This is a genomic window from Streptomyces rhizosphaerihabitans (assembly GCF_025399795.1).
GTDB classification, from domain to species: domain Bacteria; phylum Actinomycetota; class Actinomycetes; order Streptomycetales; family Streptomycetaceae; genus Streptomyces; species Streptomyces rhizosphaerihabitans.
Genome location: NZ_JAODTZ010000045.1, coordinates 58353 through 83297, shown reverse-complemented (window position 1 = coordinate 83297; position 24945 = coordinate 58353). Strand labels below are relative to the sequence as shown.

At 71.8% G+C, this 24945-nt stretch carries 23 protein-coding genes; 11 read left to right on the top strand and 12 right to left on the bottom strand.

Translation table 11 applies throughout. From position 1 onward, the window contains the following. Positions 1-3: 3 nt before the first annotated feature. The 7 genes from N4G66_RS33695 to N4G66_RS33665 form a co-directional block, all read right to left on the bottom strand. Complete coding sequence (locus tag N4G66_RS33695; RefSeq protein WP_261708077.1) at positions 4-657, bottom strand: LAETG motif-containing sortase-dependent surface protein; 654 nt, start codon at positions 655-657, stop codon at positions 4-6. A 187-nt stretch (positions 658-844) separates the two neighbouring features. Then, the gene (locus N4G66_RS33690) at positions 845-1960 is read right to left on the bottom strand and encodes an LOG family protein (RefSeq protein ID WP_261708076.1); all 1116 of its coding nucleotides are present in this window, start codon (positions 1958-1960) and stop codon (positions 845-847) included. A 760-nt stretch (positions 1961-2720) separates the two neighbouring features. Then, a complete protein-coding gene (locus tag N4G66_RS33685; protein WP_261708075.1) occupies positions 2721-3128 on the bottom strand; it encodes a VOC family protein in 408 nt (135 codons plus the stop codon). 118 nt (positions 3129-3246) lie between these two features. Continuing rightward, positions 3247-4905, bottom strand: a complete 1659-nt coding sequence (locus tag N4G66_RS33680) for a hypothetical protein (protein ID WP_261708074.1) — start codon at positions 4903-4905, stop codon at positions 3247-3249. Beyond that, positions 4887-5624, bottom strand: coding sequence for an ABC transporter ATP-binding protein (locus N4G66_RS33675; RefSeq protein WP_261708073.1), 738 nt, complete (start codon positions 5622-5624; stop codon positions 4887-4889). The genes N4G66_RS33680 and N4G66_RS33675 overlap by 19 nt, the downstream gene beginning before the upstream one ends. 273 nt (positions 5625-5897) lie before the next feature. Next, on the bottom strand, positions 5898-7280 hold the full coding sequence (locus N4G66_RS33670) for an aspartate aminotransferase family protein (RefSeq protein ID WP_261708072.1): 1383 nt from the start codon (positions 7278-7280) through the stop codon (positions 5898-5900). Continuing rightward, positions 7265-7780: an Lrp/AsnC family transcriptional regulator gene (locus N4G66_RS33665; protein WP_261708071.1), complete on the bottom strand. Its 516-nt coding sequence runs from the start codon at positions 7778-7780 to the stop codon at positions 7265-7267. The genes N4G66_RS33670 and N4G66_RS33665 overlap by 16 nt, the downstream gene beginning before the upstream one ends. A 187-nt stretch (positions 7781-7967) precedes the next feature. Here N4G66_RS33665 and N4G66_RS33660 point away from each other — a divergent pair, with 187 nt between their 5' ends. Continuing rightward, positions 7968-9407, top strand: coding sequence for a gamma-aminobutyraldehyde dehydrogenase (locus N4G66_RS33660; protein ID WP_261708070.1), 1440 nt, complete (start codon positions 7968-7970; stop codon positions 9405-9407). Positions 9408-9515: 108 nt separating this feature from the next. Here N4G66_RS33660 and N4G66_RS33655 read toward each other — a convergent pair whose 3' ends face one another. Next, complete coding sequence (locus N4G66_RS33655) at positions 9516-10238, bottom strand: hypothetical protein (RefSeq protein ID WP_261708069.1); 723 nt, start codon at positions 10236-10238, stop codon at positions 9516-9518. Positions 10239-10555: 317 nt separating this feature from the next. Here N4G66_RS33655 and N4G66_RS33650 point away from each other — a divergent pair, with 317 nt between their 5' ends. From N4G66_RS33650 to N4G66_RS33640, 3 genes are all read left to right on the top strand, one after another. Continuing rightward, on the top strand, positions 10556-11212 hold the full coding sequence (locus N4G66_RS33650) for a response regulator transcription factor (RefSeq protein WP_261708068.1): 657 nt from the start codon (positions 10556-10558) through the stop codon (positions 11210-11212). A 302-nt stretch (positions 11213-11514) separates the two neighbouring features. Next, on the top strand, positions 11515-12945 hold the full coding sequence (locus tag N4G66_RS33645; protein ID WP_261708067.1) for a sensor histidine kinase: 1431 nt from the start codon (positions 11515-11517) through the stop codon (positions 12943-12945). An 82-nt stretch (positions 12946-13027) separates the two neighbouring features. Further along, a complete protein-coding gene (locus N4G66_RS33640; protein WP_261708066.1) occupies positions 13028-14218 on the top strand; it encodes an ABC transporter substrate-binding protein in 1191 nt (396 codons plus the stop codon). 43 nt (positions 14219-14261) lie between these two features. On the opposite strand, the gene N4G66_RS33635 is transcribed toward N4G66_RS33640, so the two are convergent. Next, positions 14262-15233, bottom strand: a complete 972-nt coding sequence (locus N4G66_RS33635; protein WP_261708087.1) for a DMT family transporter — start codon at positions 15231-15233, stop codon at positions 14262-14264. Positions 15234-15429: 196 nt separating this feature from the next. Here N4G66_RS33635 and N4G66_RS33630 point away from each other — a divergent pair, with 196 nt between their 5' ends. From N4G66_RS33630 to N4G66_RS33600, 7 genes are all read left to right on the top strand, one after another. Continuing rightward, positions 15430-16353 carry a LysR family transcriptional regulator gene (locus N4G66_RS33630; RefSeq protein WP_261708065.1) on the top strand — a complete coding sequence of 308 codons (924 nt, stop codon included), beginning with the start codon at positions 15430-15432 and terminating at the stop codon, positions 16351-16353. A gap of 446 nt (positions 16354-16799) precedes the next feature. Continuing rightward, the gene (locus tag N4G66_RS33625; RefSeq protein ID WP_261708064.1) at positions 16800-17165 is read left to right on the top strand and encodes a Tat pathway signal sequence domain protein; all 366 of its coding nucleotides are present in this window, start codon (positions 16800-16802) and stop codon (positions 17163-17165) included. Beyond that, positions 17162-17800: a class F sortase gene (locus N4G66_RS33620; RefSeq protein ID WP_261708063.1), complete on the top strand. Its 639-nt coding sequence runs from the start codon at positions 17162-17164 to the stop codon at positions 17798-17800. The genes N4G66_RS33625 and N4G66_RS33620 overlap by 4 nt, the downstream gene beginning before the upstream one ends. A 130-nt stretch (positions 17801-17930) precedes the next feature. Continuing rightward, a complete protein-coding gene (locus N4G66_RS33615; RefSeq protein WP_261708086.1) occupies positions 17931-18422 on the top strand; it encodes an RNA polymerase sigma factor in 492 nt (163 codons plus the stop codon). After that, positions 18406-18909, top strand: a complete 504-nt coding sequence (locus N4G66_RS33610; protein WP_261708062.1) for a hypothetical protein — start codon at positions 18406-18408, stop codon at positions 18907-18909. The genes N4G66_RS33615 and N4G66_RS33610 overlap by 17 nt, the downstream gene beginning before the upstream one ends. A gap of 333 nt (positions 18910-19242) precedes the next feature. After that, complete coding sequence (locus N4G66_RS33605; protein WP_261708061.1) at positions 19243-20607, top strand: FAD-dependent oxidoreductase; 1365 nt, start codon at positions 19243-19245, stop codon at positions 20605-20607. A gap of 63 nt (positions 20608-20670) precedes the next feature. Next, positions 20671-21198, top strand: coding sequence for a hypothetical protein (locus N4G66_RS33600; protein WP_261708060.1), 528 nt, complete (start codon positions 20671-20673; stop codon positions 21196-21198). Between the two features lie 38 nt (positions 21199-21236). On the opposite strand, the gene N4G66_RS33595 is transcribed toward N4G66_RS33600, so the two are convergent. The 3 genes from N4G66_RS33595 to N4G66_RS33585 all read right to left on the bottom strand — a co-directional run bounded on the left by N4G66_RS33595 (position 21237) and on the right by N4G66_RS33585 (position 24571). Then, on the bottom strand, positions 21237-22388 hold the full coding sequence (locus tag N4G66_RS33595; protein ID WP_261708059.1) for a serine hydrolase domain-containing protein: 1152 nt from the start codon (positions 22386-22388) through the stop codon (positions 21237-21239). Between the two features lie 339 nt (positions 22389-22727). Then, positions 22728-23411, bottom strand: coding sequence for a glycerophosphodiester phosphodiesterase (locus tag N4G66_RS33590; protein WP_261708058.1), 684 nt, complete (start codon positions 23409-23411; stop codon positions 22728-22730). 17 nt (positions 23412-23428) lie between these two features. After that, positions 23429-24571 carry an adenosine deaminase gene (locus N4G66_RS33585; protein WP_391858932.1) on the bottom strand — a complete coding sequence of 381 codons (1143 nt, stop codon included), beginning with the start codon at positions 24569-24571 and terminating at the stop codon, positions 23429-23431. Between the last annotated feature and the right edge of the window lie 374 nt (positions 24572-24945).

The window sequence follows — 24945 nt, the reverse complement described above, 5'->3', positions numbered from 1 at the left end:
GGGTCAGGCCTTCGAGGCGCCGCGGCGGCGCATGCCGAAGAAGACCGCTCCGCCACCGACGATGACGAACGCACCGGCGATGCCGGCGATCATCGGGGTGTTGGAGTTCGCACCGGTCTCGGCCAGGTTGGACTCACCGGCGGCCGCGGACGGCTGGTTGTCGCCCGGGGTGGCCGGAGCGGCGCTGCTCTCGGAGTCCGACGGGGTCGCCGAGTCCGAGGGAGTGTCCGAGGCGGACTCCGACGGCGCCGGGCTCGCCGACGGGGACGGCGACTCCGACTTCGTCGCGCAGGCCTCGTCCTTCGTCACCAGGTTCGGAGAGATGTCCTTGTCCACGATGTTCGGGACGCTGACGTGGATCCGGTACTCGGCCTTGGGCGCCCAGTCCTCCGCGAAGGAGACGGTGGCACCGTCCTTGCTGCCGGTGACCTTCTGGGCGGACCCGACCTGGTGGTCGTCGGCGCCGTTGCGCTCGAGGAAGACCGTGACGGTGGCTTCCTTGGCGGAGGCGTCGATGTCGGTCACGGTGATGATGCCCTTCCCGTTGCCGTCGCAGGTGGCGGCGGCCGAGAAGTCCTTGATGTTGCAAGCGAGTGCGTTGCCGGCGACGCCGAGCGCGAGCGCGGCAGAGGCGGAGGCAACGCCGAGGATTCGCACGGTTCGTGCGGTGCGTCGAGATATGGACACGATTGCCCTTCACAGGTTGCGCAACTGCGGGGGGTGTCGGGGGATTTGCTGCGAATCATTCCAGCAACAGCACCCCCAGGAGTTTCACAGGTTTATAAGCGCAGCCTAAGGGCTGTCAATGCGTATGCCCTGTCTCGCCGTCGGCTTTGCCGAGTTGTTAACCTCCGAAGTGTTTGAGTGCCTCCGGAGCGTCATCGATCCGGTCGACGAGCGCGATGCGCGACTCCATCGCCCGTTCGCAGGCCAGCGACTTGAGCAGTGCCCAGGCGGGGTATTTCTCGGTCCAGTGCGCGCGGTCCACGAGGACCATGGGGGTGGGTTCGCCCCTCGACTCGTAGTAGTTGGGCGTCGCGTTGTCGAAGATCTCCTGTACGGTCCCGGCGGCACCCGGCAGGAAGACGACACCCGCGTTCGAGCGGGCCAGCAGCCCGTCCTCGCGGGTCGCGTTGGCAAAGTACTTGGCCGTGTGCGCGGCGAAGGCGTTCGGCGGCTCATGGCCGTAGAACCAGGTGGGGATGCCGACCGAGGGACCGCCCGAGGGCCAGCGCCCCCGCACCTCGAACGCCGAGCGCGCCCAGTCGGTGACGGAGGGGGTGAACGACGGGACGGCGGCCAGGATGTTCAGCGCCTCGTCGAGCATGCCGTCGTCGAACGGAGCCGCGTACGCGCCGAGGTTCGCCGCCTCCATGGCGCCGGGGCCGCCGCCGGTGGCGACCATGAGACCGGAGCGTGCGAGCGTACGGCCGAGCCGCGCGGCCCCCGCGTACGCCTGCGTGCCGCGCGCCATCGCGTGGCCGCCCATCACACCGACCACCCGTACGCCGACGAGGAGTTCGTCGAGCGCGTCCGAGACGGAGTCGTCGTGGATCGCGCGCACCATCGACGCGAATATGTCGCCGTCGGCCTTGGCCTGCTGGAACCAGGCGTACGCGCGGGCGTCGGGCGTCGCCTCGTAGCCCGCGTCGAGCGAGGCGAAGAGCTCGTCGGGGGAGTAGAGATGACCCCGGTAGGGGTCGAGGGGGAGGCCCGGGACGGGCGGGAAGACGAGCGCGCCCGAGGCCCGGACCCGCTCGGCCGCCACCGGCTCCATCGGGCAGCCGAGGAAGACGGCACCCGTGGTGTCCACGGAGAGCAGATCCCGCGTACGGTCCGTCAGATCGATGGCCTGAACACGGAACCGGGCGAGGGAGCCGCCCCCCGAGACGACTTCGTCGAACTCGGCGAGGGATTCGATCTCACGGTCATGGGATGCGTGAAGGGGTGTCGGCTGCACGCGGCCATGCTAGGGGCTGCCCTTCGCGGCACCCCCGGGTACGGCCCATCCGGCACCACGACCCGCGCCCGGGTCCGGGGCGTTCGCAGGGCGACCCCCACCCGGGTGCGAGGCGCCCCGAAGTCGACTCGCGCCGGGTCCGCGGCGTCCGCACGGCGTCCCTGCGCCCGGTTCCGGAGCGTTTCGGACGGCGCCCTGCGTACGGGCCGGCGCCCGGGTCCGGCGTCCGGCACCGCGGCTCGCGCCCGGACGTCCGCCCGGCGACTCGTGCCCGGGTGCGCGGCGCCCGTCCGGAGACTCGCGCCGGGTCCGCAGCGTCCGTCCGGCGACCTCCGCCCGGGTCCGGTGCCGCGAGCCGGCGGTGAAGTGCACGCTTCCGGACAGGTCTTGCGCCGGGGGCCGGTGTCCGTCCGGCGGCCCACGACGGAGGTGCGGGGCGTCCGCAGGGTGACCAACGCGCCCCGGGTCCGGGGCGTCCGCATGGCGTCCTGCGGGTCCGGGTCCGCCGTCCGGCGCGGCGATTCGTGTCCGGTCTGCTGCGCCCGGCACCGGCGTCCTGCGCCCGGTTTCGGGGCGCCTCGCCCAGTGGCTCGCCCTGTTGCCGGGTCACCCGGGTGCGGTCGGTGCGCGGGTGATGCTCCGCCAGGTGACGCAGCGGGCGTCGAGGCCGCGGCCGGGCCCTCGGGGGGACGTCGCGGGGCCGGCGCGCGGACCCCTGTACCGCGCGCCGGCCCCGGAACGTGAACCGGACCGGTGGGGCTCAGCCCTGGACCGCCGCCGGGTCCATCCACATGACCTCCCAGGTGTGGCCGTCCGGGTCGTCGAAGGCGCGGCCGTACATGAAGCCCTGGTCCTGCGCCTCGCCGGTCCCCGAGCCGCCCGCGGCGATGGCGGCGTCGACCAGCTCGTCGACCTTCTCGCGGCTCTCGGCGCTCAGACACAGCAGCACCTCGCTGGTCCTGGTCGCGTCCGCGATCTGCTTCTTGGTGAAGTCCGCGTAGCGCTGCTTGCTCAGCAGCATCGCGATGATCGTGTCGCTGATCACCACACAGGCGCAGTCGTCGGTGGAGAACTGCGGGTTGATCGTGTAGCCGAGCTCCGTGAAGAACTTCTTCGAGGTGTCCACGTCGGACACTGGCAGGTTCACGAAGATCATCTGCTGGTACATGCGAGGGTCTCCCGTCAGTGTTGTGCCGTTCGCAGGGACAGACCGCGGGCCGGGCCGGAAATCATCGCCCGGCGCGGACCTTTTCCCCGGGGATCGCGCGGAGCGGTCCGCGGGCGGATCAGCTGATCAGCGGAAGCGCTGCCAGTTCGGCGACCGCCCAGGTCAGCGGGGCGAACACGGCGAACAGCGCCCCGGCGCGCAGCGCCGCCGCGCCGCGCAGCAACGAACCGGGCGCCCCCAGCCGCAGCAGGGCCGCCGTCGTGTCCGCACGGGCCTGCTTCGCCTCGACGGCGGCGGTCGCCAGCGTCAGCAGCGTGCACCCGGCGACCAGCAGGGCCCCGAGGGTGGTCAGCGGACCGAACGCGGGCCGGGCACCGGTGTACAGCGTCGTCATGGCGAACCCGCCCGACGCCACCGCGCACACCACGCCCAGCGGCTGCCCGATGCGCCGCGCCTCCGCCTGGAGCACCCGCCCGGCCAGCAGTCGCAGCGCGCCCGGACGTACGGCCTGGAGCAGCCGCCCGCACAGATAGGTGATCGCCGGCCCGGCGAGGGCCAGACCGACCGCCGTCAGCACCCAGCCGAGCAGCACCCCGGCCGGACCGCCGACGAAACCGCCGGGCAGCGCGAGTGCGGGCGCGGGTCCCGAACGGCTCGCGTGCGTCTCCACGGCCAGCCCCGCCGCCAGTACGGCCGCGCCCCAGGGGAGCCCGTTCGGGGAGGTCTCCGGGGGCGGCAGCCGACGGGAGCCGGCCTCGGCGGCCCGATGCCGGTCCGGGCGCGCCTGAGACACCTCAGCGCTCTCGTACGGCACCTCCGCACCGTCGTACGACCCGTCCGCGCCGTCGTACGAGGCGGGCGTCCCGGGGTGCCTGTGGGCGACGGCGCCCGAACGGTCCTGCGCGCCCACCCGCTGGGCGGTCTCCCCACCGGCGTACGCCTCGGCGGTCCAGTGGAAGTCGGAGCCGTCGGGGCCGTCCGCTCCCGTGGCCCGCGGGTCGGGCTGCGGCAGGGCGGCGCCGTGGGTGTCCGCCGACACGTCCCGGAATCCGTCCCCCGTGCCGGTGACCGTGAATCCGTCGGCCGGGCCGGCCGTGGCGGAGGCGGCGGTCATGCGGGTCGCGGTGGAGGCCGCGGGCGTGCCGCGACCGCCGCCCGTGGGGCGTCCGCCGCTCGGGGTCCCGCGCTGCGGAGCGCTCGCGACCGCGTTCTGCCGTGCCGAGATCCAGGTGCGGCCGTACGACCACGCGGTGCGCTGCGGACCGCCGCGCCGTGGGCGCAGGACCACGGCGGCCGCGCCGGAGGCCGCGATCGGCACCAGGGTGAGCAGCGTCAGGGCCGCGGGCAGGGGCAGGGACTGGCCGGAGGCGAGGAAGTCCGCCGCCGCGCCGCCGAACGGGATGCCGGTCAGGTCGCCGCGCAGGTGGAGGAAGAGCAGCAGGGCGAGCAGGGAGCCGAGGATCGTGGACAGGGCTGTGGTGACGGCGGAGATCGCCATCAGTCGGCCCGGACCGAGGCCGATGGCGGACAGGCCGGACCGGGGGCGGGTGGCGGGGTCGGTGCGGGCCACCGCGACGGCGAAGTAGACCGTGGCGGCGAGGGGGGCGACGCACCAGGCCAGGCGCAGCGCGCCGGCGGCCGAGGCGTCCGGGTGGCTCATCGCGTAACCCAGCGTGCACAGCAGCAGGAACCCGGTGCCCGCGGAGGCGGCGGCGACCAGGAGCCGGCGGAGCTGGACGAGGGGGTGGCCCCCGCGGGCTAGACGGAGAGCGAGCACGCGGCCCGGCCTTCCGTCTCGGAGACCGGGGGCAGGTGGACGGTGTTCACGCGCCGTCCGTCGAGCAGCGACACCGTTCGGTCGGCGAGCGCCGCGGTGTCCGGGTCGTGGGTGGCGAGGACGACCGTGATGCCGTGCGAGCGGGCCGCCGTGGTGAGGGTGCGCAGCACCTGGGCGCGGTCGGCGCGGTGCAGCGGGGCCGTCGGCTCGTCGGCGAACAGCACGGTGGGGGTGGGGGCGATGGCGCGGGCGAAGGCGACGCGCTGCCGTTCGGCCTGGAGCAGGGCGTGGGGGCGTTTGCGGGCGCAGCCGCCGATGTCCAGGCGCTCCAGCCACTCCAGGGCGGCGGTCTTGGCGGCCCGGCGGGGCCAGCCGCGCAGCATCAGCGGGAGGGCGGTGTTCTCCCAGGCGTTCAGCTCGGGGACCAGCATCGGGAACGGGTCGATCCAGCCGAACCGGCCCCGGCGCAGCCGCTCGCGGGTGAGCGGACCCATGGTGTGCACGGGCGAGCTGTTGAACCAGACCTCGCCCTGCTGCGGCACCAGCTGGCCGGACAGGCACTGCAGGAGGGTCGTCTTGCCGCTGCCGCGCGGCCCGCCGACGGCGAGGATCTCGCCCTCACGGACGCCGAGCGAGACACCGCTGAGCGCGGGCGAGCCGTTGTGCTTGACGTGCAGGGCGCGTGCCCAGAGCACGTCGTTGTCAGGCGGGGCCACCATCGCGTACACCTCGTTCAGATCTGATGTGCCGTGCCCGGCGGCCTCTTCGAGGTCGCTCGGTCCCCCGGACGGGGGAACGAAGGCAGGGCCGATCGGTCACTTCGCACGCTAGGGAGTCGGGGCCGGGAGGCCGGACAGCACGCGGCCCCGGGCCGCCCATTCTCACTCGAACGGGCGTCACCGGGGCCGGTGTTGATCAGTCGGACGGGAGGCCGGAGGCCGCCGGGGGAAGTCGGCGGAGCCGGGCCGCGGCTGAGGATCAGAGGCGCGGGATCAGAGCTTGGTCCACGCCTCCGTCAGGACCTGACGGACGATCCCCTCGATCTCGTCGAAGGTCGACTGGTCGGAGATCAGCGGCGGCGACAGCTGGATGACCGGGTCACCGCGGTCGTCGGCGCGGCAGTAGAGGCCGTACTCGAAGAGCTTCTTGGAGACGAAGCCGTAGAGCACGCGCTCCGACTCCTCGTCCGTGAAGGTCTCCTTGGTGGCCTTGTCCTTCACCAGCTCGATGCCGTAGAAGAAGCCGTTGCCGCGGACGTCGCCGACGATCGGCAGGTCGTGCAGCTTCTGCAGGGTCTGCAGGAAGTTGGCCTCGTTGTCCAGCACGTGCTGGTTCAGGCCCTCACGCTCGAAGATGTCGAGGTTGGTGAGCGCCACGGCGGCGGAGACCGGGTGGCCGCCGAAGGTGTAGCCGTGCAGGAATGTGTTGTCGCCCTTGTAGAACGGCTCGGCGATGCGGTCGGAGACGATGCACGCGCCGATCGGGGAGTAGCCCGAGGTCATGCCCTTGGCGCAGGTGATCATGTCCGGTACGTAGCCGAACTTGTCGCAGCCGAACATCGTGCCGAGGCGGCCGAAGGCGCAGATGACCTCGTCCGAGACCAGCAGCACGTCGTACTTGTCGCAGATCTCGCGCACGCGCTGGAAGTAGCCGGGCGGCGGCGGGAAGCAGCCACCGGCGTTCTGCACCGGCTCCAGGAAGACCGCGGCGACGGTCTCCGGGCCCTCGAAGAGGATCTCCTGCTCGATCTGGTCGGCGGCCCAGCGGCCATAGGCCTCGGGGTCGTCGCCGAAGAGCGGGGCGCGGTAGATGTTGGTGTTGGGGACCTTGTGGGCACCCGGGACCAGCGGCTCGAAGGGGGCCTTCAGGGCCGGCAGGCCGGTGATCGACAGGGCGCCCTGCGGGGTGCCGTGGTAGGCGACCGCACGCGAGATGACCTTGTACTTGGTCGGCTTGCCCTGCAGCTTGAAGTACTGCTTGGCCAGCTTCCACGCGGTCTCGACGGCCTCGCCGCCACCGGTGGTGAAGAACACCTTGTTCAGGTCGCCCGGCGCGTGGTGCGCCAGACGCTCGGCCAGCTCGATGGCCTTGGGGTGGGCGTAGGACCACACCGGGAAGAAGGCCAGCTCCTGGGCCTGCTTGAAAGCCGTCTCGGCCAGCTCGGTGCGGCCGTGGCCGGCCTGGACCACGAACAGGCCCGCGAGACCGTCGAGGTAGCGCTTGCCCTTGTCGTCGTAGATATAGGTGCCCTCACCCTTGACGATGGTGGGAACGGGCGCGTTCTCGTACGAGGACATGCGGGTGAAGTGCATCCACAAGTGGTCGTACGCGGTCTTGCTGAGGTCCTTGGTGCTCACGGCTATCGGGTTCCCCACATGTAGGTCTGCTTCTTGAGCTTCAGGTAGACGAAGCTCTCGGTGGAGCGCACCGCGGGCAGCGCCCGGATGCGTTTGTTGATGACGTCCAGCAGGTGGTCGTCGTCCTCGCAGACGATCTCGGCGAGGATGTCGAACGAGCCCGCGGTCATCACCACGTACTCGACTTCCGACATGGCAGTCAGTGCTTCGGCCACCGGGTCGAGGTCGCCCTCGACCGTGATGCCGACCATCGCCTGCCTGCGGAATCCCACGGTGAGCGGGTCCGTGACGGCGACGATCTGCATGACGCCCTGGTCGAGGAGCTTCTGGACCCGCTGGCGCACGGCGGCTTCGGAGAGGCCCACGGCCTTGCCGATCGCGGCGTACGGGCGGCGTCCGTCCTGCTGGAGCTGCTCGATGATGGCGAGGGAGACGGTGTCCACCTGGGGACTGCCGTTCCTGGACTCGCGGGAGTCCCTGGGTTCCGCGCTGCGACTGGCCACGACCCCACTGTGCACGACGTCTCGACAGTTCCGCAAGGATCAGGCGATGAAATTCGTTGTTTACGGGTACGCGTCTTGCGGATTTCGCAGTTCTGGGCCGTTCGGGGGTGTTGAAAACGTGGAGCCACGGATTAGGGTGGGGCCCAGGCATCTCAGGTAGTGGACACCTGAGTCGTTGGACATCCGACAGGAGGGCCGGGCAGTGAGCACCGAGCTGCGTCGTCTGCGCAATTACATCGACGGAGAGTTCCGCGATGCCGCCGATGGACGGACCACGGAGGTGGTCAACCCCGCGACCGGCGAGGCGTACGCGACCGCGCCGCTCTCCGGCCAGGCGGACGTCGACGCCGCGATGGCGGCCGCCGCCGCGGCCTTCCCCCAGTGGCGGGACAAGACCCCGGCCGAGCGCCAGAAGGCCCTCCTGAAGATCGCGGACGCGTTCGAGGAGCGGGCCGAGGAGCTGATCGCGGCCGAGGTGGAGAACACCGGCAAGCCGATCGGTCTGACCCGGTCCGAGGAAATCCCGCCGATGGTCGACCAGATCCGCTTCTTCGCGGGTGCCGCCCGCATGCTCGAAGGCCGCTCGGCCGGCGAGTACATGGAGGGCATGACCTCGATCGTCCGCCGCGAGCCGGTCGGCGTCTGCGCCCAGGTCGCGCCGTGGAACTACCCGATGATGATGGCGGTGTGGAAGTTCGCCCCGGCCCTCGCGGCGGGCAACACGGTCGTCCTGAAGCCCTCGGACACCACCCCGGCCTCCACCGTCCTGATCGCCGACATCCTCGGCGGCATCCTGCCCAAGGGCGTCTTCAACGTCATCTGCGGCGACCGCGACACCGGCCGCGCGATGGTCGAGCACCCGACCCCGGCGATGGCGTCCATCACCGGCTCCGTCCGCGCGGGCATCTCGGTCGCCGAGTCGGCGTCCAAGGACGTCAAGCGCGTCCACCTGGAGCTGGGCGGCAAGGCCCCGGTCGTCGTCTTCGAGGACACCGACATCGCCAAGGCCGTCGAGGACATCTCGGTCGCGGGCTTCTTCAACGCCGGCCAGGACTGCACGGCCGCCACCCGCGTCCTCGTCCAGGAATCCATCCACGACGAGTTCGTCACCGCGCTCGCCAAGGCCGCCGCCGGGACGAAGACCGGCCAGCCGGACGACGAGGACGTGCTCTACGGCCCGCTGAACAACCCGAACCAGCTCAAGCAGGTCGCCGGGTTCATCGAGCGTCTGCCCGCGCACGCCAAGGTCGAGACGGGCGGCAAGCAGGTCGGCGACAAGGGCTACTTCTACGCCCCGACCGTCGTCTCCGGCCTCAAGCAGGACGACGAGATCATCCAGAACGAGGTCTTCGGCCCGGTCATCACCGTCCAGTCCTTCTCGGACGAGGCCCAGGCCATCGAGTGGGCCAACGGTGTCGACTTCGCCCTCGCCTCCTCGGTGTGGACCAAGGACCACGGCCGTGCGATGCGTCTGTCCAAGTCCCTCGACTTCGGCTGTGTGTGGATCAACACCCACATCCCGCTGGTCGCCGAGATGCCGCACGGCGGCTTCAAGAAGTCCGGCTACGGCAAGGACCTGTCGGGCTACGGCTTCGAGGACTACACACGCATCAAGCACGTGATGACGTCGCTCGACGGCTGACCGCGAACCGGCCGGGAACGGGCCGAGTTCCGATCGTGTGAACCACGTGGCCCCGGACGGGAGTCGATCCTCCCGTCCGGGGCCACGCTGTTCCCCCTCCGCGAAGGCTCAGGCGCTCTCGGTCACGACGGAGAGCGAGGGCAGGTCACGTACGCCGGGCTGTCCCTTCTCCGTGTGGAGGTGCGGCGGCAGCTTGCGGGATCCACCGATGGATCCGCCGCCCTTGCCGCCGGTGGAACCGGCGGCCGGGCCGCCGGTGGATCCACCGACGGATCCGCCGGCCGAGCTGCCACCGGATCCGGTACCGGAACCGCTGCCGGGCTTGCCCGACGCGGGCAGCGGCGGCAGGCCGGCTCCCGTCGAGAAGCTGATGCCGGCCTTCTTCAGGATCGGCGCGCACGCCTTCACATCGGCCCGGTAGCTCTTCGACGTCGGGTCGAACCGCTTGCCCGCCTTCATCTGCACGCTCATCAGCACGCGGCCCTGCTTGTCCTTCGAGGCGTGGAAGACCGGGAAGACCTTCTGGCCGCGGTCACGCATACAGGTCGCGAACAGGCCGTTGGCGATGTTCACGTCGCCGGGCGCCTGCGCGGTCGGCCGGTAAGCGATCGCGGGCAGCGCTCCCTTGGGCGGCAGGCCTCCCTTGGGCGGCTCGCCGGTCCCGGCGCGCAGCGTGAGCCGCGCCGACGCCGAGGTCACGGCTGTCGCGTCGGTCACGGTGGACCTGTCGGACGCCGAAGCCGCCGAGGCGCTGACGGTCCCGAGCGCGGCGGCCGAGATCAGGGCGCAGGCCAGGGCGAGTCGTTGTGGCCGAGTGGCCAGTGCACGCATGGGGTTCCTCCATGTGGTGGGCGGCGGTGCCGCCGGTTCGGGTGCGATGGGGCACGGTGGCGCACCGCTGTGCCCTGCTGCGTGGTGCCGCGATGTCGTGCCGCGCTGCGTCGTGGCGTGATCGGTCGGGCTGGGACGCGTTGTGGCGGGGTGCGCTGTGTCGTGTTGTGCTCCAGACAAGCCCGGGGGCGGTTACGGCACGGGAACGGCCGTCCTTATCGCGACGCAACAAGCAGCCGGAGGCCGCCGGGGAAGGCGCGAGCCCGCACAGGGAACGCTTATGCCCGTGCAACCACCGGCCCGCCACACTGACCGCCATGCGTGTGCTGGTGGTCGAGGACCATGAAGAGCTCGCCGAGACCGTGGCCGCCGGGCTGCGCCGCGAGGGCATGGCGGTCGATCTCGCGCTGGACGGGCCCACGGCGCTGGAGCGCGCAGATGTCAACGGGTACGACGTCGTCGTGCTCGACCGCGATCTGCCCGGCGTGCACGGCGACCAGGTGTGCCGGACGCTGACCGCGGGCGACAGCCGGGCGCGGGTGCTGATGCTCACCGCGTCCGGCACGGTGGCCGACCGGGTCATGGGGCTCGGCCTCGGTGCCGACGACTATCTGCCGAAGCCGTTCGCGTTCGCCGAACTCGTCGCGCGTATACGGGCGTTGGCTCGGCGTGCGCAGCCGGCGCTGCCTCCTGTCCTGGTCCGCGGGGAGCTGCGGCTCGACCCGGCGAGGCGGCAGGCGACCAGGGGCGGTTCGGGGCTCGCCCTCAGTCCGAAGGAGTTCGCCGTGCTCGAACTCCTGCTGGCCGCGCAGGGCACCGTGGTCTCCGCCGAGGAACTCCTGGAGCGCGCCTGGGACGAGGCGGCCGACCCCTTCAGCCAGACCGTGAAGGTCACGGTGAGCCGTCTGCGTCGCAAGCTGGGGGAGCCTCCGCTGATCGCGACGGTCGACCGGGCGGGATATCGGATCGCATGACGGACGGACCTTCAGGCCCGGACCGGCCGGACCCGTACGACGAGCGCCCCCGGTACCGGCCCGCGGCGCGCGTTCCCCGCCCGCGACCGGCACCGGGCGGTCACCGCTGGTGGCCGGGGCCGCGCGACCTCCGCCGGCGGTCGGCCCCAGGCGCTCTTCGCCGACGACTGGCCTCGGGTGCTCTTCGTCGACGGCCGGGCCGAGGCGCTCTTCGTCGACGACCCGCCCCGGGCGGAATTCGGTGGCGGCTGGCCCCGCGCAGTATTCGCTGGCGGCTGACCCTGCTCTACAGCGCCCTGTTCATGGTGGCGGGGGCGGCTCTGCTCGGCTTCACCTACCTGCTCGCGTCGCGGTCCACGCCGTCGACGGCGATCGGCTCGTCCGTGGGGCCGGGGCTGCCCGGGGGCAGCACCTTCACCAGCCCCGATCCGCCGACGCTCACGATGTACGCCGAGGCCCTGCGCGCCGATCAACTGCACCAGCTGCTGGTCGAGGCGGGCATCGCGCTCGCCGTGATGACCTTCGCCTCCGTGGCCCTGGGCTGGCTGATGGCCGGACGCGTTCTCGCGCCGCTGCGCACGATGACCGCCGCCGCCCGGCGCATCTCCGCGGACAACCTCCGTCAGCGGCTGGCGGTACCGGGCCCCGAGGACGAGCTCAAGGCGATGGCGGACACCTTCGACGACGTACTGGGGAGGCTGGAAGGCGCGTTCGAGGCGCAGAAGCAGTTCGTCGCCAACGCGTCGCACGAACTGCGCACTCCGCTCACGCTCCAGCAGGCGATCGTGGACGTCGCGCTCGCCGACCCCGGGGCGTCGGTGGAGAGCCTGCGGGCCGCATGCCTGCGGGTACGCGCCGCCGGACAGGAACAGGCGCGGCTCATCGACGCCCTGCTGACACTCGCACGCAGCCAACGGGGCCTTCAGTGCCGGGAGTTCATCGACCTTGCCGAGATGGTGCGGGAGTGGTTCCCGCACGGGGCGGTGGTGGACGGAGACGGGGAGTCGACCGGTGGGTCGGAGTGCAACGGGGCCGGGGGTGACGGGTCCGAGGTCGAGGGATTCGAGGGCGACGGCTCTGAGCACGCCGGGTCGGAGGAGGGCGGGTTCGCGCGTGGTGGGTCAGGGGACGGCGGGTCAGGGGATGGGCGGCCTCAGGTGCGGGCCGACCTCGGCTCCGCGCTCGTGCTGGGCGACCCCCAGCTGATCGAGCGGCTCGTGGTCAACCTCGCCGACAATGCAGTACGGCACAACAACCCGGAGAACGAGGAGAGTTGGGTTCGCCTGTGGACCGGGACGGAGGCGGGGCGACCTGTCCTGCGGATCGACAACACCGGCCCGGTGATCCCGCGCGACCAGGTGGCCGGACTCTTCCAGCCGTTCCGGCGCCTGGGCGCGGAACGGACCCGGGCGCATCCCCGGCCCCGCCCGCACGGGAAGGGCCACCATCGCGAGGGCCTGGGCCTCGGCCTGTCGATCGTCACGGCCGTCGCCACCGCCCACGGCGGCACCGTCGAGGCGTGGCCCCGTCCGCAGGGCGGCCTGACGGTGAGGGTCACGTTCCCGCCCTGCGGACGGCCGGTCCCCCCGCCGGGGCCGGCCGACGGGCCCGCCTCCCGCGTACGGCCGGCCGATGGCCGCGCCTTTCGTGCGAGGCAGCCCGACGGACAGGCTTCTCGCGCGCGCCCGGCCGACGGCCATGCGCCCGGAGTCTTCGAAACGCTCGGAAATTGATCGACAGGGTGTCGGGTCGGCGGGCGACCGGTCGACGCAGCGTCCATTGTCCGGACCGAGCCCGGGCAGCCATGCTCGGCGCGTGCCAGTGAATCGGAAGACCTCGCCCCTGTCCCGCCGGTCCCTGTTGCACGCCCTGGGTGGTGGTGCCGCGCTCGGAGCCCTCGCGGGATGCGGGGTACCGGCGGCGTACGTGGGACCTGGCGACCGGGCCGGAGCCGACCTGTCCGCCACGGACAAGCGGCTTACCTGGGCCAACTGGCCGCTGTACATCGACACCGATGACGAGGACACCACCCGGCGGCCGACGCTCGCCGCGTTCGAGAAGCGCACCGGGATCTCCGTCGACTACATCGAGGAGATCAACGACAACGACGAGTTCTTCGGCAAGATCAGTCCGTCCTTGATGAACCACCAGCGGACCGGCCGCGACCTCATCGTCATCAGCGACTGGATGTGCGCCCGGTTCGTCCGGCTCGGCTGGGTCCAGGAGATGGACCGGGCCAAGCAGCCGAACGTCACCAAGTACCTCGATCCGCTGCTGAGTTCGCCCGCCTTCGATCCCGGCCGCAAGTCCTCGGTGCCGTGGCAGTCGGGGATCACCGGCATCGCGTACAACCGTCGCAAGGTCGGCCGCGAGATCAAGCACGTGTCCGATCTGTGGGCCGACGACCTCAAGGGCCGGGTCACCCTGCTCTCCGGCCTGGACGAGGCGTTCGCGCTGCTCATGCAGGCCAACGGCGTCGACATCACGAAGTGGCGGGCGGACGACTTCCACCAGGTGTGCGAGCAGGTCGAGAAGCGGGTGCGCAGCGGCCAGATCCGCCGCTTCACCGGCAACGACTACATCAAGGACCTCTCCAGCGGCGACGTGCTGGCCTGCCAGGCCTACTCGGGCGACGTGATCCAGCTCCAGGCCGACGACCCCGACATCCGTTTCGTCGTCCCCGAGGAGGGCGCCGAGCTGTGGGCCGAGTCGCTGATGATCCCCGACCTGGCCCGGCACAAGGCCAACGCGGAGAAGCTCATCGACTACTACTACGAGCCCGAGGTCGCCGCCGAGCTGGCCGCCTGGGTCAACTACGTGTGTCCGGTCCCCGCCGCCCAGGACGTCCTCGCCTCCTCCAATGACGAGGACACCGCGGCCCTCGCCGAGGACCCTCTGATCTTCCCGGACGCGACCATGCGCAAGCGCCTCGCGATCGCCCGCGACATCACGTCCACCGAACGCACCGAGTTCGCCAAGCGCTGGAACGCGATAGCGGGCCTGTGAACGGTGGTCCGACGCCGTTGTGACGAGGATTCTCAGGTGGCACTCAAGAATCGCAGGCACCGAGACCGATTGCGGTGGCCGTCGCGTTCTCGACCGCCGGCTTCCCGAAGGCCGCAGACGCGCCCACCGCCGACTGCCCGTCGGCCGGAGCCGCAGGCGTGGCCGGGGTCCCGTTCTGCCGTGTCATCCCGACGCCCACGAGCACCACGGCCATGCCCAGCACCACCCGGACACTGAGGTGTTCGCCCAGGACGACCGCGCCGAGGAGAACGGACACCACCGGCAGCAGATAGCCGACCACGGCCGCGCTGGTGGCGCCTTCATCGTTGATGATCCGGTAGGTGAGGTGGAACGTGGCCGCGGTGCAGAACACACTGAGAACGACAGCCGCGACCAGGACGGTCGGACCGGGGTGGATCGACTCCAGGCCACCGATCGGCATCGTGATGGCGGTCAGTCCGCTCGCGGCGACGAGCTGGGCGGCGGAGAGGGAGATGGTGGGGGTGCCCTTACGGACCAGGGTGCGACCCATGTACGTGAACGCGACGGCGTAGCTGGCGGCCGCGCCGAGGATGGCGAGGGCACCCCAGCCGATGGACCCGTTCGTCCGCCAGGGGGCGAAGATGACGATCGTGCCGGCGAAACCGAGCAGAAGGCCCGTCAGACGGACGGGGCGGAGCCCGCGTTCCGAGCCGAGGGCGAGACCGAGGACGATCGACCAGATGGGGGTCGTGGAGTTCAGGACTCCGGCCAGGCCCGAGTCGACGGTCTGCTGGCCCAGGCTGAACAGCGCGAACGGGAGCGCGTTGCAGAAGAAGGCCGCGACGACGAGGTGACGCCAGACGATGACGCCCCGGGGCATGCTCCGGCCCGTCGCGTAGCAGGCGACGGTGAGGACGAGCGCGCCGAGGGCACAGCGGACGAACGTGACCTGGAGCGGGGAGAGCCCGCGCAGCGCCAGTTCGATCCAGAGGAAGGTCGAGCCCCACAGCAGAGCGAGCACGGCCACCCGCATTCCGCCCCGCAGACTCCGTGTACTGCTGTTCACGATGGCTTTCCCGATTCGGTCGATGTCCGGCTTGGTGGGTCGGTTCCGTGGCGGGTTCCGCGGTCGGTCCAGCGGGCTCCTTCGGTTCCGGTCCTTCGAAGGTGCCCCAGCCAGGCTTTGAGGACAAGCGAATGGTTCTACCCATACCGTTAAGCTGTGCTACATGCTTGATGTGAGGCGACTGCAGGTCCTGCGCGCGGTGGTCACCAGCGGCACGGTCACCGCTGCCGCGGCCCACCTCGGCTACACACCGTCCGCCGTCAGTCAGCAGGTGGCGGCGCTGGAGAAGCAGGCCGGCGCGGCGCTGCTCGAACGGGTCGGCCGCGGGGTGCGGCCCACTGCCGCCGGCCTGCTGCTCACCGAGCACGCGGCCCTGATCAGTTCGGCGGTCGCCCAGGCGGAGACCGCCCTCGCCGATCTCCGCGCCGGACGCACCGGACGCCTGGCGGTCCGCTACTTCGCCACTGCGGGGTCCACGCTGATGGCCCCCGCCCTGGCCCGGCTGCGCGCCGAGCACCCCGGCGTCCGCGTCGACCTTCGACTCGCCGACCCAGAAGACCCGTTCCAGGAAGTGGCGCGGGGGCGGGCCGACCTGGCCGTGGTCGTCCAGACGCGTGACCGCGTCGGCGACGGATTTCGGCTCGTCCACCTCCTTGACGACCCCTACGCCGCCGTACTGCCCCTCGGTCATCCGCTCGCCGGCGACGAGGTCATCGACCTGAGCGCGCTGTCCGGCGAGCAGTGGGTCGGCAGCGAGCCGCCCGGGCCCTGCCTGGAACCGGTGATCGACTCCTGTGCGGCGGCCGGCTTCAGTCCCGACTTCGTCATCCAGAGCGAGGACTACGCCACCGCTCAGGGCTTTGTCGCGGCCGGCCTCGGTGTCGGCCTGATGCCGCGGCTGGGGCTGCGCAACCAGCACCCCGGCGTCGTTGTCCGCCCGGTCCGCAACCCCGAGCCGGTCCGGGTGATCTCGGCAGCCGTAAGGGAGATCGCCTTCGAACAGCCCGCCCTGCGCGCTCTGCTGGACACACTGCGGCACGCGGCCACCGCCACCGCCGACCCGCCCGATGGGCCCGGGACGGACTGACCGCGTCCGGGGCGCCGCGGGCCCGCGACAGGAGCGGCAGGGGCAGAAGGCGCCAGGCGCCGTACGTCTCCGCGCCCGCCACGGCTTGTTCGGCGAGGGCGCGGGCCGGCTCGGGTTCTTCGAGGAGCAGCCGCAGTTCGGTGAGGTTCGCCCGTTCGAACGCGGCGGCGGTCGGATCGCGGACCGTTCGGCGAGGCCGAGAGAACGTGCCCCGATCTCGACCGCCTCGTGCAGCCGGCAGTGCTGACCGGCCCCGCGCCCCCTCGTACCCCGGTGAACGCCGTGGGGCCCGGGGTCTGCGGCCTCGGGGCGCGCAGGCCCCGGCCGTACCCCGGCGCCTTTGCCTCCTCTTTACAACCCCGTCCCTCGCTGCCTCGTCTCTCCGCTCGATCCGTAACCCGCACGCCGTTCCTACCGGCGGGCGGACCGACGAAAGAGAGCGATTCATGCGCCGAACCGTCTTCAGTGCCACGGCACTCGCGTGCACCGCCGTGCTGGTGGGCACGGTGCCCGCGTTCGCCGACGGGACCTCCCCGAGCCCCAGGCCCCGCCCGAGCGTCACCGCCGCGCCGGCCCCGGCGAGCCCCACCGCGACCCGGAAGCCCACCGCCGCCCCCAGCCCCGTGCCGACCCGGGCGCCGGCCTCCCGTCAGGTCTCCGTCCGGCCGAGCGGAGCGCCCGACACCGGTGTGGCGACCACGACGGCGCAGTCCTCAGGAGCGGGCGGGCTGATCGGCGGGAGTGCCGCCGCCGTGTTCGCCGCGGGCGCGGCGGTCTTCGTCGTACGCCGCCGGCGGGCGACCGGGGTATGACGTCCTTCTCCAGGTGCGTGTTCGTCGCCGCGGCGACGGCCGCGCTGCTGGTGGGCTGTGGCGGCCACCTGGCCGGACCGCCCGCGGTCTCGCGGCCCGGCGGCACACCTCCGTCCTCGCGTACGGCCGGCACACCTGCGGACTCGCGTACCGTCGCGAAGCCGGCGCATGCGCTGGGGCGCTCGATCCCGGTCGGACTGCGGATACCGGCCATCGGGGTCGACACCCCGCTCATGCGGCTCGGGCTGGCCCCGGACGGCAGTGTGCAGGTGCCCCCGATCGCCGCGCACGACGAGGCGGGCTGGTACCGGCACTCGCCGACGCCGGGTCAGAAGGGCCCGTCGGTGATCCTCGGTCATGTCACGGTCGGCGCGTACGGGGACGGCGTCTTCCGCCACCTCGCACGGCTGCGCCACGGCGACCGGATCGTGGTGCGCCTGGAGAACGGCAGGTCGGCGGTGTTCGCCGTCAGTACCGTCCGCACGGTCGCCAAGGCCGACTTCCCGGCGGACGCGGTCTACGGAGACGTGGACCGCCCGGAGCTGCGGCTCATCACCTGCGGCGGTCCCCGTTCCGGAGACGGCTACCTCGACAACGTGATCGTGTTCGCGGCGCTGAGCTCCGCGAACCCCTGACGCACGACCGCCGTTCCCCGTCACAGCCTCCGGGTCCGCCATGGACCCGGAGGCGGGATCCTGGGCCGATGGACCGTAGACCCACGGCCCGGGATCCTTCCCTCGAGTGCCGTCACGACCATGGAGAATGTTGAAAGGGTCCCGTGAGAAGGCAGCGTCCGAGCTGTTCGCCGCCCTCTATCCACGCCTCGCCGGCTGGTGCCGCCGTCTCGTCGACGACGACGGCACGGCCCACGAGATCGCCTCGGAGGCGTTCACCCGGCTCTGGGCCCGCTGGACCTCCGTGGCCGAGCCGCGCGGGTTCCTCTACGTCACCGCGGCCAACCTCGTCCGGGATCACTGGCGCAAGCTGGAGCGTGAGCGCAGGGCCGTGCACCGGGCCACCGCCGAGGCGGCCGTCGGCCCGCGGAACGAACAGGCCGATCCGTCCGTACGTCTGCTCGTGCAGTCGCTTCCCGAACGGCTGCGCGTCCCGATCCTGCTGCACTACTACGCTGACATGCCGATCCGGGAGGTGTCCGCGCTGACCGGGCGCAAGGAAGGAACCGTCAAGGCCGATCTCCACGCGGCCCGCGAACTGCTCCGCGCCCACCTGAGGAGAAGTCTTGATCACACACTCTGACGATGGTCCGGACTTCGGCCCCGACGACCCGCTCGCCGTCATCATGCGGCCCCCCTCCGACTATCTCGGTCCACCACCCGGCCGCTACGAGGCGATCCGCCGGGGTGCGGCCCGTCGCCGGCTGCTGCGCGCCGCGGCCGGGGTCGGAATGGCGTGTGCCGTCGGTGCTCTCGTCGCGCTGCCGCTGCGGTCGGCCGCCCCGGAGTCACCCGTGTCCCCGGTGGTCCCGCTGGCCCCGCCGCCCGCGAGCAGTCCGTCGGCCGAGCCCACCCCGTCGGCCTCGCCGGGGCGCGTCAGCCCCCGCCCCGGTGGAAGCCGCCGCTCCGACCGGACCTCCGCGCCGAGCGCCGCACCCACTCCCACGACCGCAACCCGCTCACCCGTCCGCACCCGCACTCCGTCGTCGACGCCGGCCTCCGCGACCGTCGAGCCGTCCGCCGTCCGGACCGGGGCGGCCCCCACCCCGTCGGCGCCGGTCCGGCGGTAGGCGGTCGGGGTGGTGGCCCGTGATGTGAGCGCGAGCGGTCGAGGGCGTGGGACGAGGGGTGCGGCTGCGGTCGGTGTGGCAGCCCGTGGTGCGAGCGCGGGCGGACGGGGCGGCGGACCGTGGCGCGAGTGCGCGGTCGGGGCCCTGGCCGCCCCTGCTCGCCGAGCGCCCGGTAGCCTTCCGGCCTCGCATGAACGCCACCCATAAAGCGGCCCTTCAGGACCCATAAGTCAGCCTTATGAGGTCATAGCCCGGACCCGCCTACTGACTTAGGTTTGCCTCAGTTTAGGCTTCCCGTCGAGTCCCCTGCCCCTGCTCGAAGGGAATCTGATCATGCCTCGCCCTCTGCGGGTAGCCATTGTCGGAGCCGGCCCCGCCGGAATCTACGCCGCCGACGCGCTGCTGAAATCCGCAGTGGCCGCCGAGTCCGGTGTCTCCATCGACCTGTTCGAGCGGATGCCGGCCCCGTTCGGTCTCATCCGTTACGGCGTCGCCCCCGATCATCCCCGGATCAAGGGCATCATCACCGCCCTGCACCAGGTGCTCGACAAGCCGCAGGTCCGCCTCTTCGGCAACGTCGACTATCCGCGCGACATCAGCCTCGACGATCTGCGCGCCTTCTACGACGCCGTGATCTTCTCCACGGGTGCGACGGCCGACCGGGCCCTCGACATTCCCGGCCTGGACCTCGACGGCTCGTACGGCGCGGCGGACTTCGTCTCCTGGTACGACGGTCACCCGGACGTTCCGCGCACCTGGCCGCTGGAGGCGGAGAAGGTCGCCGTCCTCGGTGTCGGCAATGTCGCGCTGGACGTGGCCCGCATCCTCGCCAAGACCGCGGACGAACTGCTGCCCACCGAGATCCCGCCGAACGTCCACGAGGGACTCAAGGCCAACAAGGCCCTCGAGGTCCACGTCTTCGGCCGCCGCGGCCCGGCGCAGGCGAAGTTCAGCCCGATGGAGCTGCGTGAGCTGGACCACTCGCCGAACATCGAGGTCATCGTCGACCCCGAGGACATCGACTACGACGAGGGTTCGATCGCAACCCGGCGCGGCAACAAGCAGGCCGACATGGTCGCCAAGACCCTGGAGAACTGGGCGATCCGCGACGCCGGCGACCGCCCGCACAAGCTGTTCCTGCACTTCTTCGAGTCGCCGACCGAGATCCTCGGTGAGAACGGCGAGGTCGTCGGCCTGCGCACCGAGCGCACCGCCCTCGACGGCACCGGGAACGTCAAGGGCACCGGCGAGTTCAAGGACTGGGACGTCACCGCGGTCTACCGCGCCGTGGGTTACCTCTCCGACAGCCTGCCCAAGCTGCCCTGGGACGTCGACTCGGGCACGGTGCCGGACGCGGCCGGCCGTGTGCTGGAGGACTCGGGCGAGCACCTGCGGTCCACGTACGTCACCGGCTGGATCCGGCGCGGGCCCATCGGTCTGATCGGTCACACCAAGGGCGACGCCAACGAGACGGTCGCGAGTCTGCTCGGCGACCACGCGAACGGCCGTCTGCACGCGCCCACTTCGCCCGACCCGGCCGCCGTCGACGCCTTCCTCGGCGAGCGGGACGTCCGCTTCACCACGTGGGACGGCTGGTACCGGCTGGACGCCGCGGAGAAGGCGCTGGGTGAACCGCAGGGCCGCGCGCGCGTGAAGATCGTCGAGCGCGAGGACATGCTGAGGGAGAGCGGCGCCTGAGCCACCGGGCCCTTGGGCGGGGGCGGTTTTGAACACGTTCAAGTCGGGGCGTACGCTCCAGCCATGAGCGACAGAGCCGCCCTGCTCAAGGGCATCCGTGCGTGGCTTGTCTTCTTCGTCGTCAGCCTGGTGCTCAGTGGCGCCACGGCCTTCCCCCTGGTACACGAACTCCACTGGGCCGAGGACCTGTTGAGGTCCCTGTCCGTGCCGGAGCACCTGCCCGTCCTGATGGACTGGATCGTGCGTGTGAGGCACGGCCTCGACACCGCCGACGCCCAATACCCCTTCCTGCTCTACGGAACGGACTGGCTGGCGTTCGCGCATCTGGTGATCGCGGTCGCCTTCTACGGTCCGTACCGCGATCCGGTCCGCAACATCTGGGTCGTCGAGTTCGGGATGATCGCCTGCGCCGGCATCGTCCCGCTGGCCCTGATCTGCGGACCGATCCGCGGAATTCCCTTCTGGTGGACGGTTGTCGACCTGTCCTTCGGGATCCTCGGGGTGATCCCGCTGTACGTCCTCCGGAAGAAGATCAAGCGACTTGAGGCACTCACCCCGGACCGAACGACCGCGTCGGCACTGGCTACTTGACCGCACCGGTACGCGCCGCTCGACCGCTCCGGTGCCGGCTACTTGAGCGCCGCCAGGGCGATCCGCCGGGCGACCGGGTTCATCGTCTCGCCCTTGGCGTCGGTGGAGCCGACCGAGTAGACGAGGGTGCGGGACAGGTTGCGGGTGGCCGCGACCACGGTGCTGTAGCCGTACCGGGCGCCCGACTTGATCCAGTACACCGTGCCCCCGTACTCGAAGCGCTGGAGTCCGGCGCTCATGTCGGCGCCCTTGATGCCCGGGGGCACGGTGAACATCTCCTCCAGTTGTCGCGCCGGGACGAGGTCTCCCTTGAACAGGCGCGTGATCAGCCGCTCCAGGTCGGCCGTCGTGGAGATCATGTCGCCGGCCGCCCACCGGTCGGCCTGGTTCCAGTCGGTGACGTCCACGAACGCCGTCGTGCCGTCGGGCCGCGGCACCGCCTGGTAACCGCGGTTGTGCGGCCCGTGGATGTAGGGGTCGGTGCCGGGGAAGTACGTGTGGCGCATTCCGGCGGGCCCGAGGATCCGCCGGGCCGCCTCGTGTGCGTACGGGTGGCCGGTCACCTTCTCGATCAGCATGCCGAGGATCGTGTAGTTGATGTTCAGGTAGTCCTGCCGGGTGCCCGGCGTGAACTCCGGCCCCTTCGCCACCGCGGAGGCCACGACCTCGCGCGGTGTGAGGGTGTCGAAGCGGTGCGCGTACGCGTCCTCGAAGGCGTCGCCGAAGCCGTCACCGGACTGGATGCCGCTCGTGTGGTTGAGCAACTGCCGTACGGTGACGGGCTCGAAGGCGGACGGCAGCAGCCCGGGGAGGTATTTCTGCACGGGAGTCCCCAGCCCGACTCTGCCCTCGGCCGCGAGCTGGAGGACGACCGCCGCCGTGACGACCTTCGTGGTGGAACCGGCGCGGAAGCGGGCGTCCGGATCGGCCGGGCGTCCGCTCTCCAGGTCGTGCACCCCGGCGCTGCCGCGCCAGGTGCCGTCGCTGCCGCCGACCCGTACGAGCGCCGCCGTCGCGTCCGTGTCCGGGAGTCCGGCCAGCGCGGCGCGCAGCGCGTCGGCGTCGGGTCCGGCGGCCGTCCGCGCCGGAGCCGCGGCGGGGGTGGCGAACGCCGGGGCGCCCAGCGGTCCGGCCGCGAGACCGAGAGCGAGGGCGGCGGCGAGGGCAACTGCTGGGCGACGTACGGGCATTGAGTGCTCCTGAGGGCGGTGTGCCGGAAGCGGACACCGCTCATCCTCCGGCCGTGCGCGACCCTCGGGATCCTCACCAGGCAGGGTGCCGCCCCCCGTATCCGGGCCGGGGGCGCCCCTAGGGGGACGGCCGTGACGACCCCGGCCCGCGCACGCCTCGCGACCGCCGCGCACGCCCCGCCGCGCGCACGACTCCGGCCGCGGCTCCGCCGGGCGCGCCCACCGTACCCAACGCATCCGGTGTGTCGTCTGCGGCTGCCGGCTGCCGGCTGCCGGCTGCCGGCTGCCGGCTGCCGGCTGCCGACTGCCGACTGCCGGTTGCCGGTTGCCGGGGCAGGCTCAGTCCTTGCGCAGGGCGGTGAGTGCGTCGATGCGGTTGGTCGTGATCGAGTCGACCCCCGCGTCGAGCAGTCGGCGCATGGAACGGCGGGTGTCCGGGGTCCATACGGAGACCAGGTAGCCGTCGCGGTGCACACGGGCCGTGAGGTCCCGGTTCACCAGCGGGAAGCGGTAGTTGAGCCAGCGCGGCCGTACGACGTCGAGCAGCCCACGGCGCGGCGGCGCCACGGTCGTCCAGGTCAGCGCGATCTCCGCGGACGAGTCGGCGGCCCGCACCGCGAGCATGGCGGGCGCCGCGGCGCAGTAGTACACCCGTTCCTCGGCCCCGCAGGCCCGCACCACGTCCACGACCTCGCGCGCGGCCCTCGCGTCCACCGGTCCGGGCAGATCGACCATGACCCGGCTGTCGCCGGTCGCCCCGAGGGCCTCCGCCAGCGTCGGCACCCCGCCCTCCGTGAGCCCGCGCACCTCGTCGCCGGAGAGCGAGCGCAGCGGCCGGTCGTGTCCCCACAGACGCTTGAGCGTCGCGTCGTGCAGCAGTACGGGTACGCGGTCGCGGGTCAGCCGTACGTCGATCTCGACGGCGTCCGCGCCCCGGTGGAGCGCGGAACGCAGCGAGTCGATCGTGTTCTCACGGGCGCGATAGGGGTCGCCGCGATGGGCGACTGCGGTCACGGTGCGCATGATCCCATTGTGCTGGGTCAGAGCGCGAGCCAGGTCGCGGCATACGTGTCGATCTCCGCGGCGAGTTCCGCCTTCCCCGCCTCGTCGAGGAACGAGGCCCGCACCGCGTTCTTGGCGAGCGCCGCGAGGCCCGACTCGTCGAGGCCGAGGAGGCGGGCGGTGACCGCGTACTCGGTGTTGAGGTCGGTGCCGAACATCGGCGGGTCGTCGGAGTTGACGGTGACCGTCACCCCGGCCGCCACGAACTCCTTGACGGGGTGCTCGTCGAGGGTGCGGACCGCGCGCGTGGCGATGTTCGAGGTCGGGCAGACCTCCAGGGCGATGCCGTGCTCGGCGAGATGGGTGAGCAGCCTCGGGTCCCGCGCGGAACTCGTTCCGTGGCCGATGCGCTCGGCGCCGAGGAAGTTCAGCGCGTCCCAGACCGTCTCCGGGCCCGTCGTCTCACCCGCGTGCGGCACCGACCGCAGTCCCGCCGCGCGGGCACGGTCGAAGTACGGCTTGAACTGCGGCCTCGGCACGCCGACTTCGGGGCCGCCGAGCCCGAAGGAGACGAGGCCCTCCGGCCGCAGCCGGTCGTCGGTCGCGAGCCGCACGGTCTCCTCGGCCGCCTCCAGACCGGCTTCGCCCGGGATGTCGAAGCACCAGCGCAGGACGACACCGAGCTCGGCCTCGGCGGCCTTGCGGGCGTCCTCGATCGCGTCCATGAAGGCGCGCTCGTCGATTCCGCGCCGCGTGGAGGACCACGGAGTGATCGTCAGCTCGGCGTAGCGCACCTGCTGGCGCGCCATGTCCCGGGCGACCTCGTACGTGAGCAGCCGTACGTCCTCGGGCGTGCGGATGAGGTCGACGACGGACAGGTACACATCGATGAAGTGGGCGAAGTCCGTGAACGTGAAGTAGTCCGCGAGCGCCTCGGGGTCGGTCGGCACCCGGGAGTCGGGGTGGCGGGCGGCGAGCTCGGAAACGATCCGCGGGGAGGCGGAGCCGACGTGGTGGACGTGCAGTTCGGCCTTGGGCAGCCCGGCGATGAAGGTGCGCAGGTCGCGGGCGTCCTCGCGTGGGGTGATGTGCTCGGTCAACGGGTTCCTCCCCGGAACGGCGTCCCCTGACCGTGACCGGCGGGACGCGGGTGATCGGCTGATCGATGGCTCGGGGATCATCGTAGGCGGCCGCCCCCGTCCGGGCACGGTGTACCCCGCGGGGGCGAGAGGGCCGTCGTACGACCGAGATCCGGGGAGCGGCGTGGGCCGTAGCATGACGGAACGTACGAGAAGAGGGGACCTCGCACATGTCCGACGACGCCCAGAGGCCGACCGTCCCACGCGATGCGGGTGCGTGGGCTCCGCCGGGCGGAGCGAGCCCGATGTCCGAGCGCGGCGGGTCACCCGGGCGGAGCGGATCGTCCGGGACGGGCACCGGGCCGCATCCCGGTCCCGCGGAGGATGCGATACCCGGGGCGGATCCCGGTCCCGCGGAGGATGCGATACCCGAGGCGGATCGTGCGTCCGCCGCCGGTCCGGATCGTGCGGTACCG

Excerpts from the sequence above, each read along its gene's own strand:
- N4G66_RS33600 (WP_261708060.1), top strand. The coding sequence starts at position 20,671 with ATGAGCGACAGAGCCGCCCTGCTCAAGGGCATCCGTGCGTGGCTTGTC.
- N4G66_RS33590 (WP_261708058.1), bottom strand. The coding sequence starts at position 23,411 with ATGCGCACCGTGACCGCAGTCGCCCATCGCGGCGACCCCTATCGCGCC.
- N4G66_RS33635 (WP_261708087.1), bottom strand. The coding sequence starts at position 15,233 with ATGCGGGTGGCCGTGCTCGCTCTGCTGTGGGGCTCGACCTTCCTCTGG.
- N4G66_RS33620 (WP_261708063.1), top strand. The coding sequence starts at position 17,162 with ATGACGTCCTTCTCCAGGTGCGTGTTCGTCGCCGCGGCGACGGCCGCG.
- N4G66_RS33645 (WP_261708067.1), top strand. The coding sequence starts at position 11,515 with ATGGTGGCGGGGGCGGCTCTGCTCGGCTTCACCTACCTGCTCGCGTCG.
- N4G66_RS33630 (WP_261708065.1), top strand. The coding sequence starts at position 15,430 with ATGCTTGATGTGAGGCGACTGCAGGTCCTGCGCGCGGTGGTCACCAGC.
- N4G66_RS33605 (WP_261708061.1), top strand. The coding sequence starts at position 19,243 with ATGCCTCGCCCTCTGCGGGTAGCCATTGTCGGAGCCGGCCCCGCCGGA.
- N4G66_RS33685 (WP_261708075.1), bottom strand. The coding sequence starts at position 3,128 with ATGTACCAGCAGATGATCTTCGTGAACCTGCCAGTGTCCGACGTGGAC.
- N4G66_RS33625 (WP_261708064.1), top strand. The coding sequence starts at position 16,800 with ATGCGCCGAACCGTCTTCAGTGCCACGGCACTCGCGTGCACCGCCGTG.
- N4G66_RS33675 (WP_261708073.1), bottom strand. The coding sequence starts at position 5,624 with ATGGTGGCCCCGCCTGACAACGACGTGCTCTGGGCACGCGCCCTGCAC.
- N4G66_RS33595 (WP_261708059.1), bottom strand. The coding sequence starts at position 22,388 with ATGCCCGTACGTCGCCCAGCAGTTGCCCTCGCCGCCGCCCTCGCTCTC.
- N4G66_RS33655 (WP_261708069.1), bottom strand. The coding sequence starts at position 10,238 with ATGCGTGCACTGGCCACTCGGCCACAACGACTCGCCCTGGCCTGCGCC.
- N4G66_RS33650 (WP_261708068.1), top strand. The coding sequence starts at position 10,556 with ATGCGTGTGCTGGTGGTCGAGGACCATGAAGAGCTCGCCGAGACCGTG.
- N4G66_RS33585 (WP_391858932.1), bottom strand. The coding sequence starts at position 24,571 with ATGATCCCCGAGCCATCGATCAGCCGATCACCCGCGTCCCGCCGGTCA.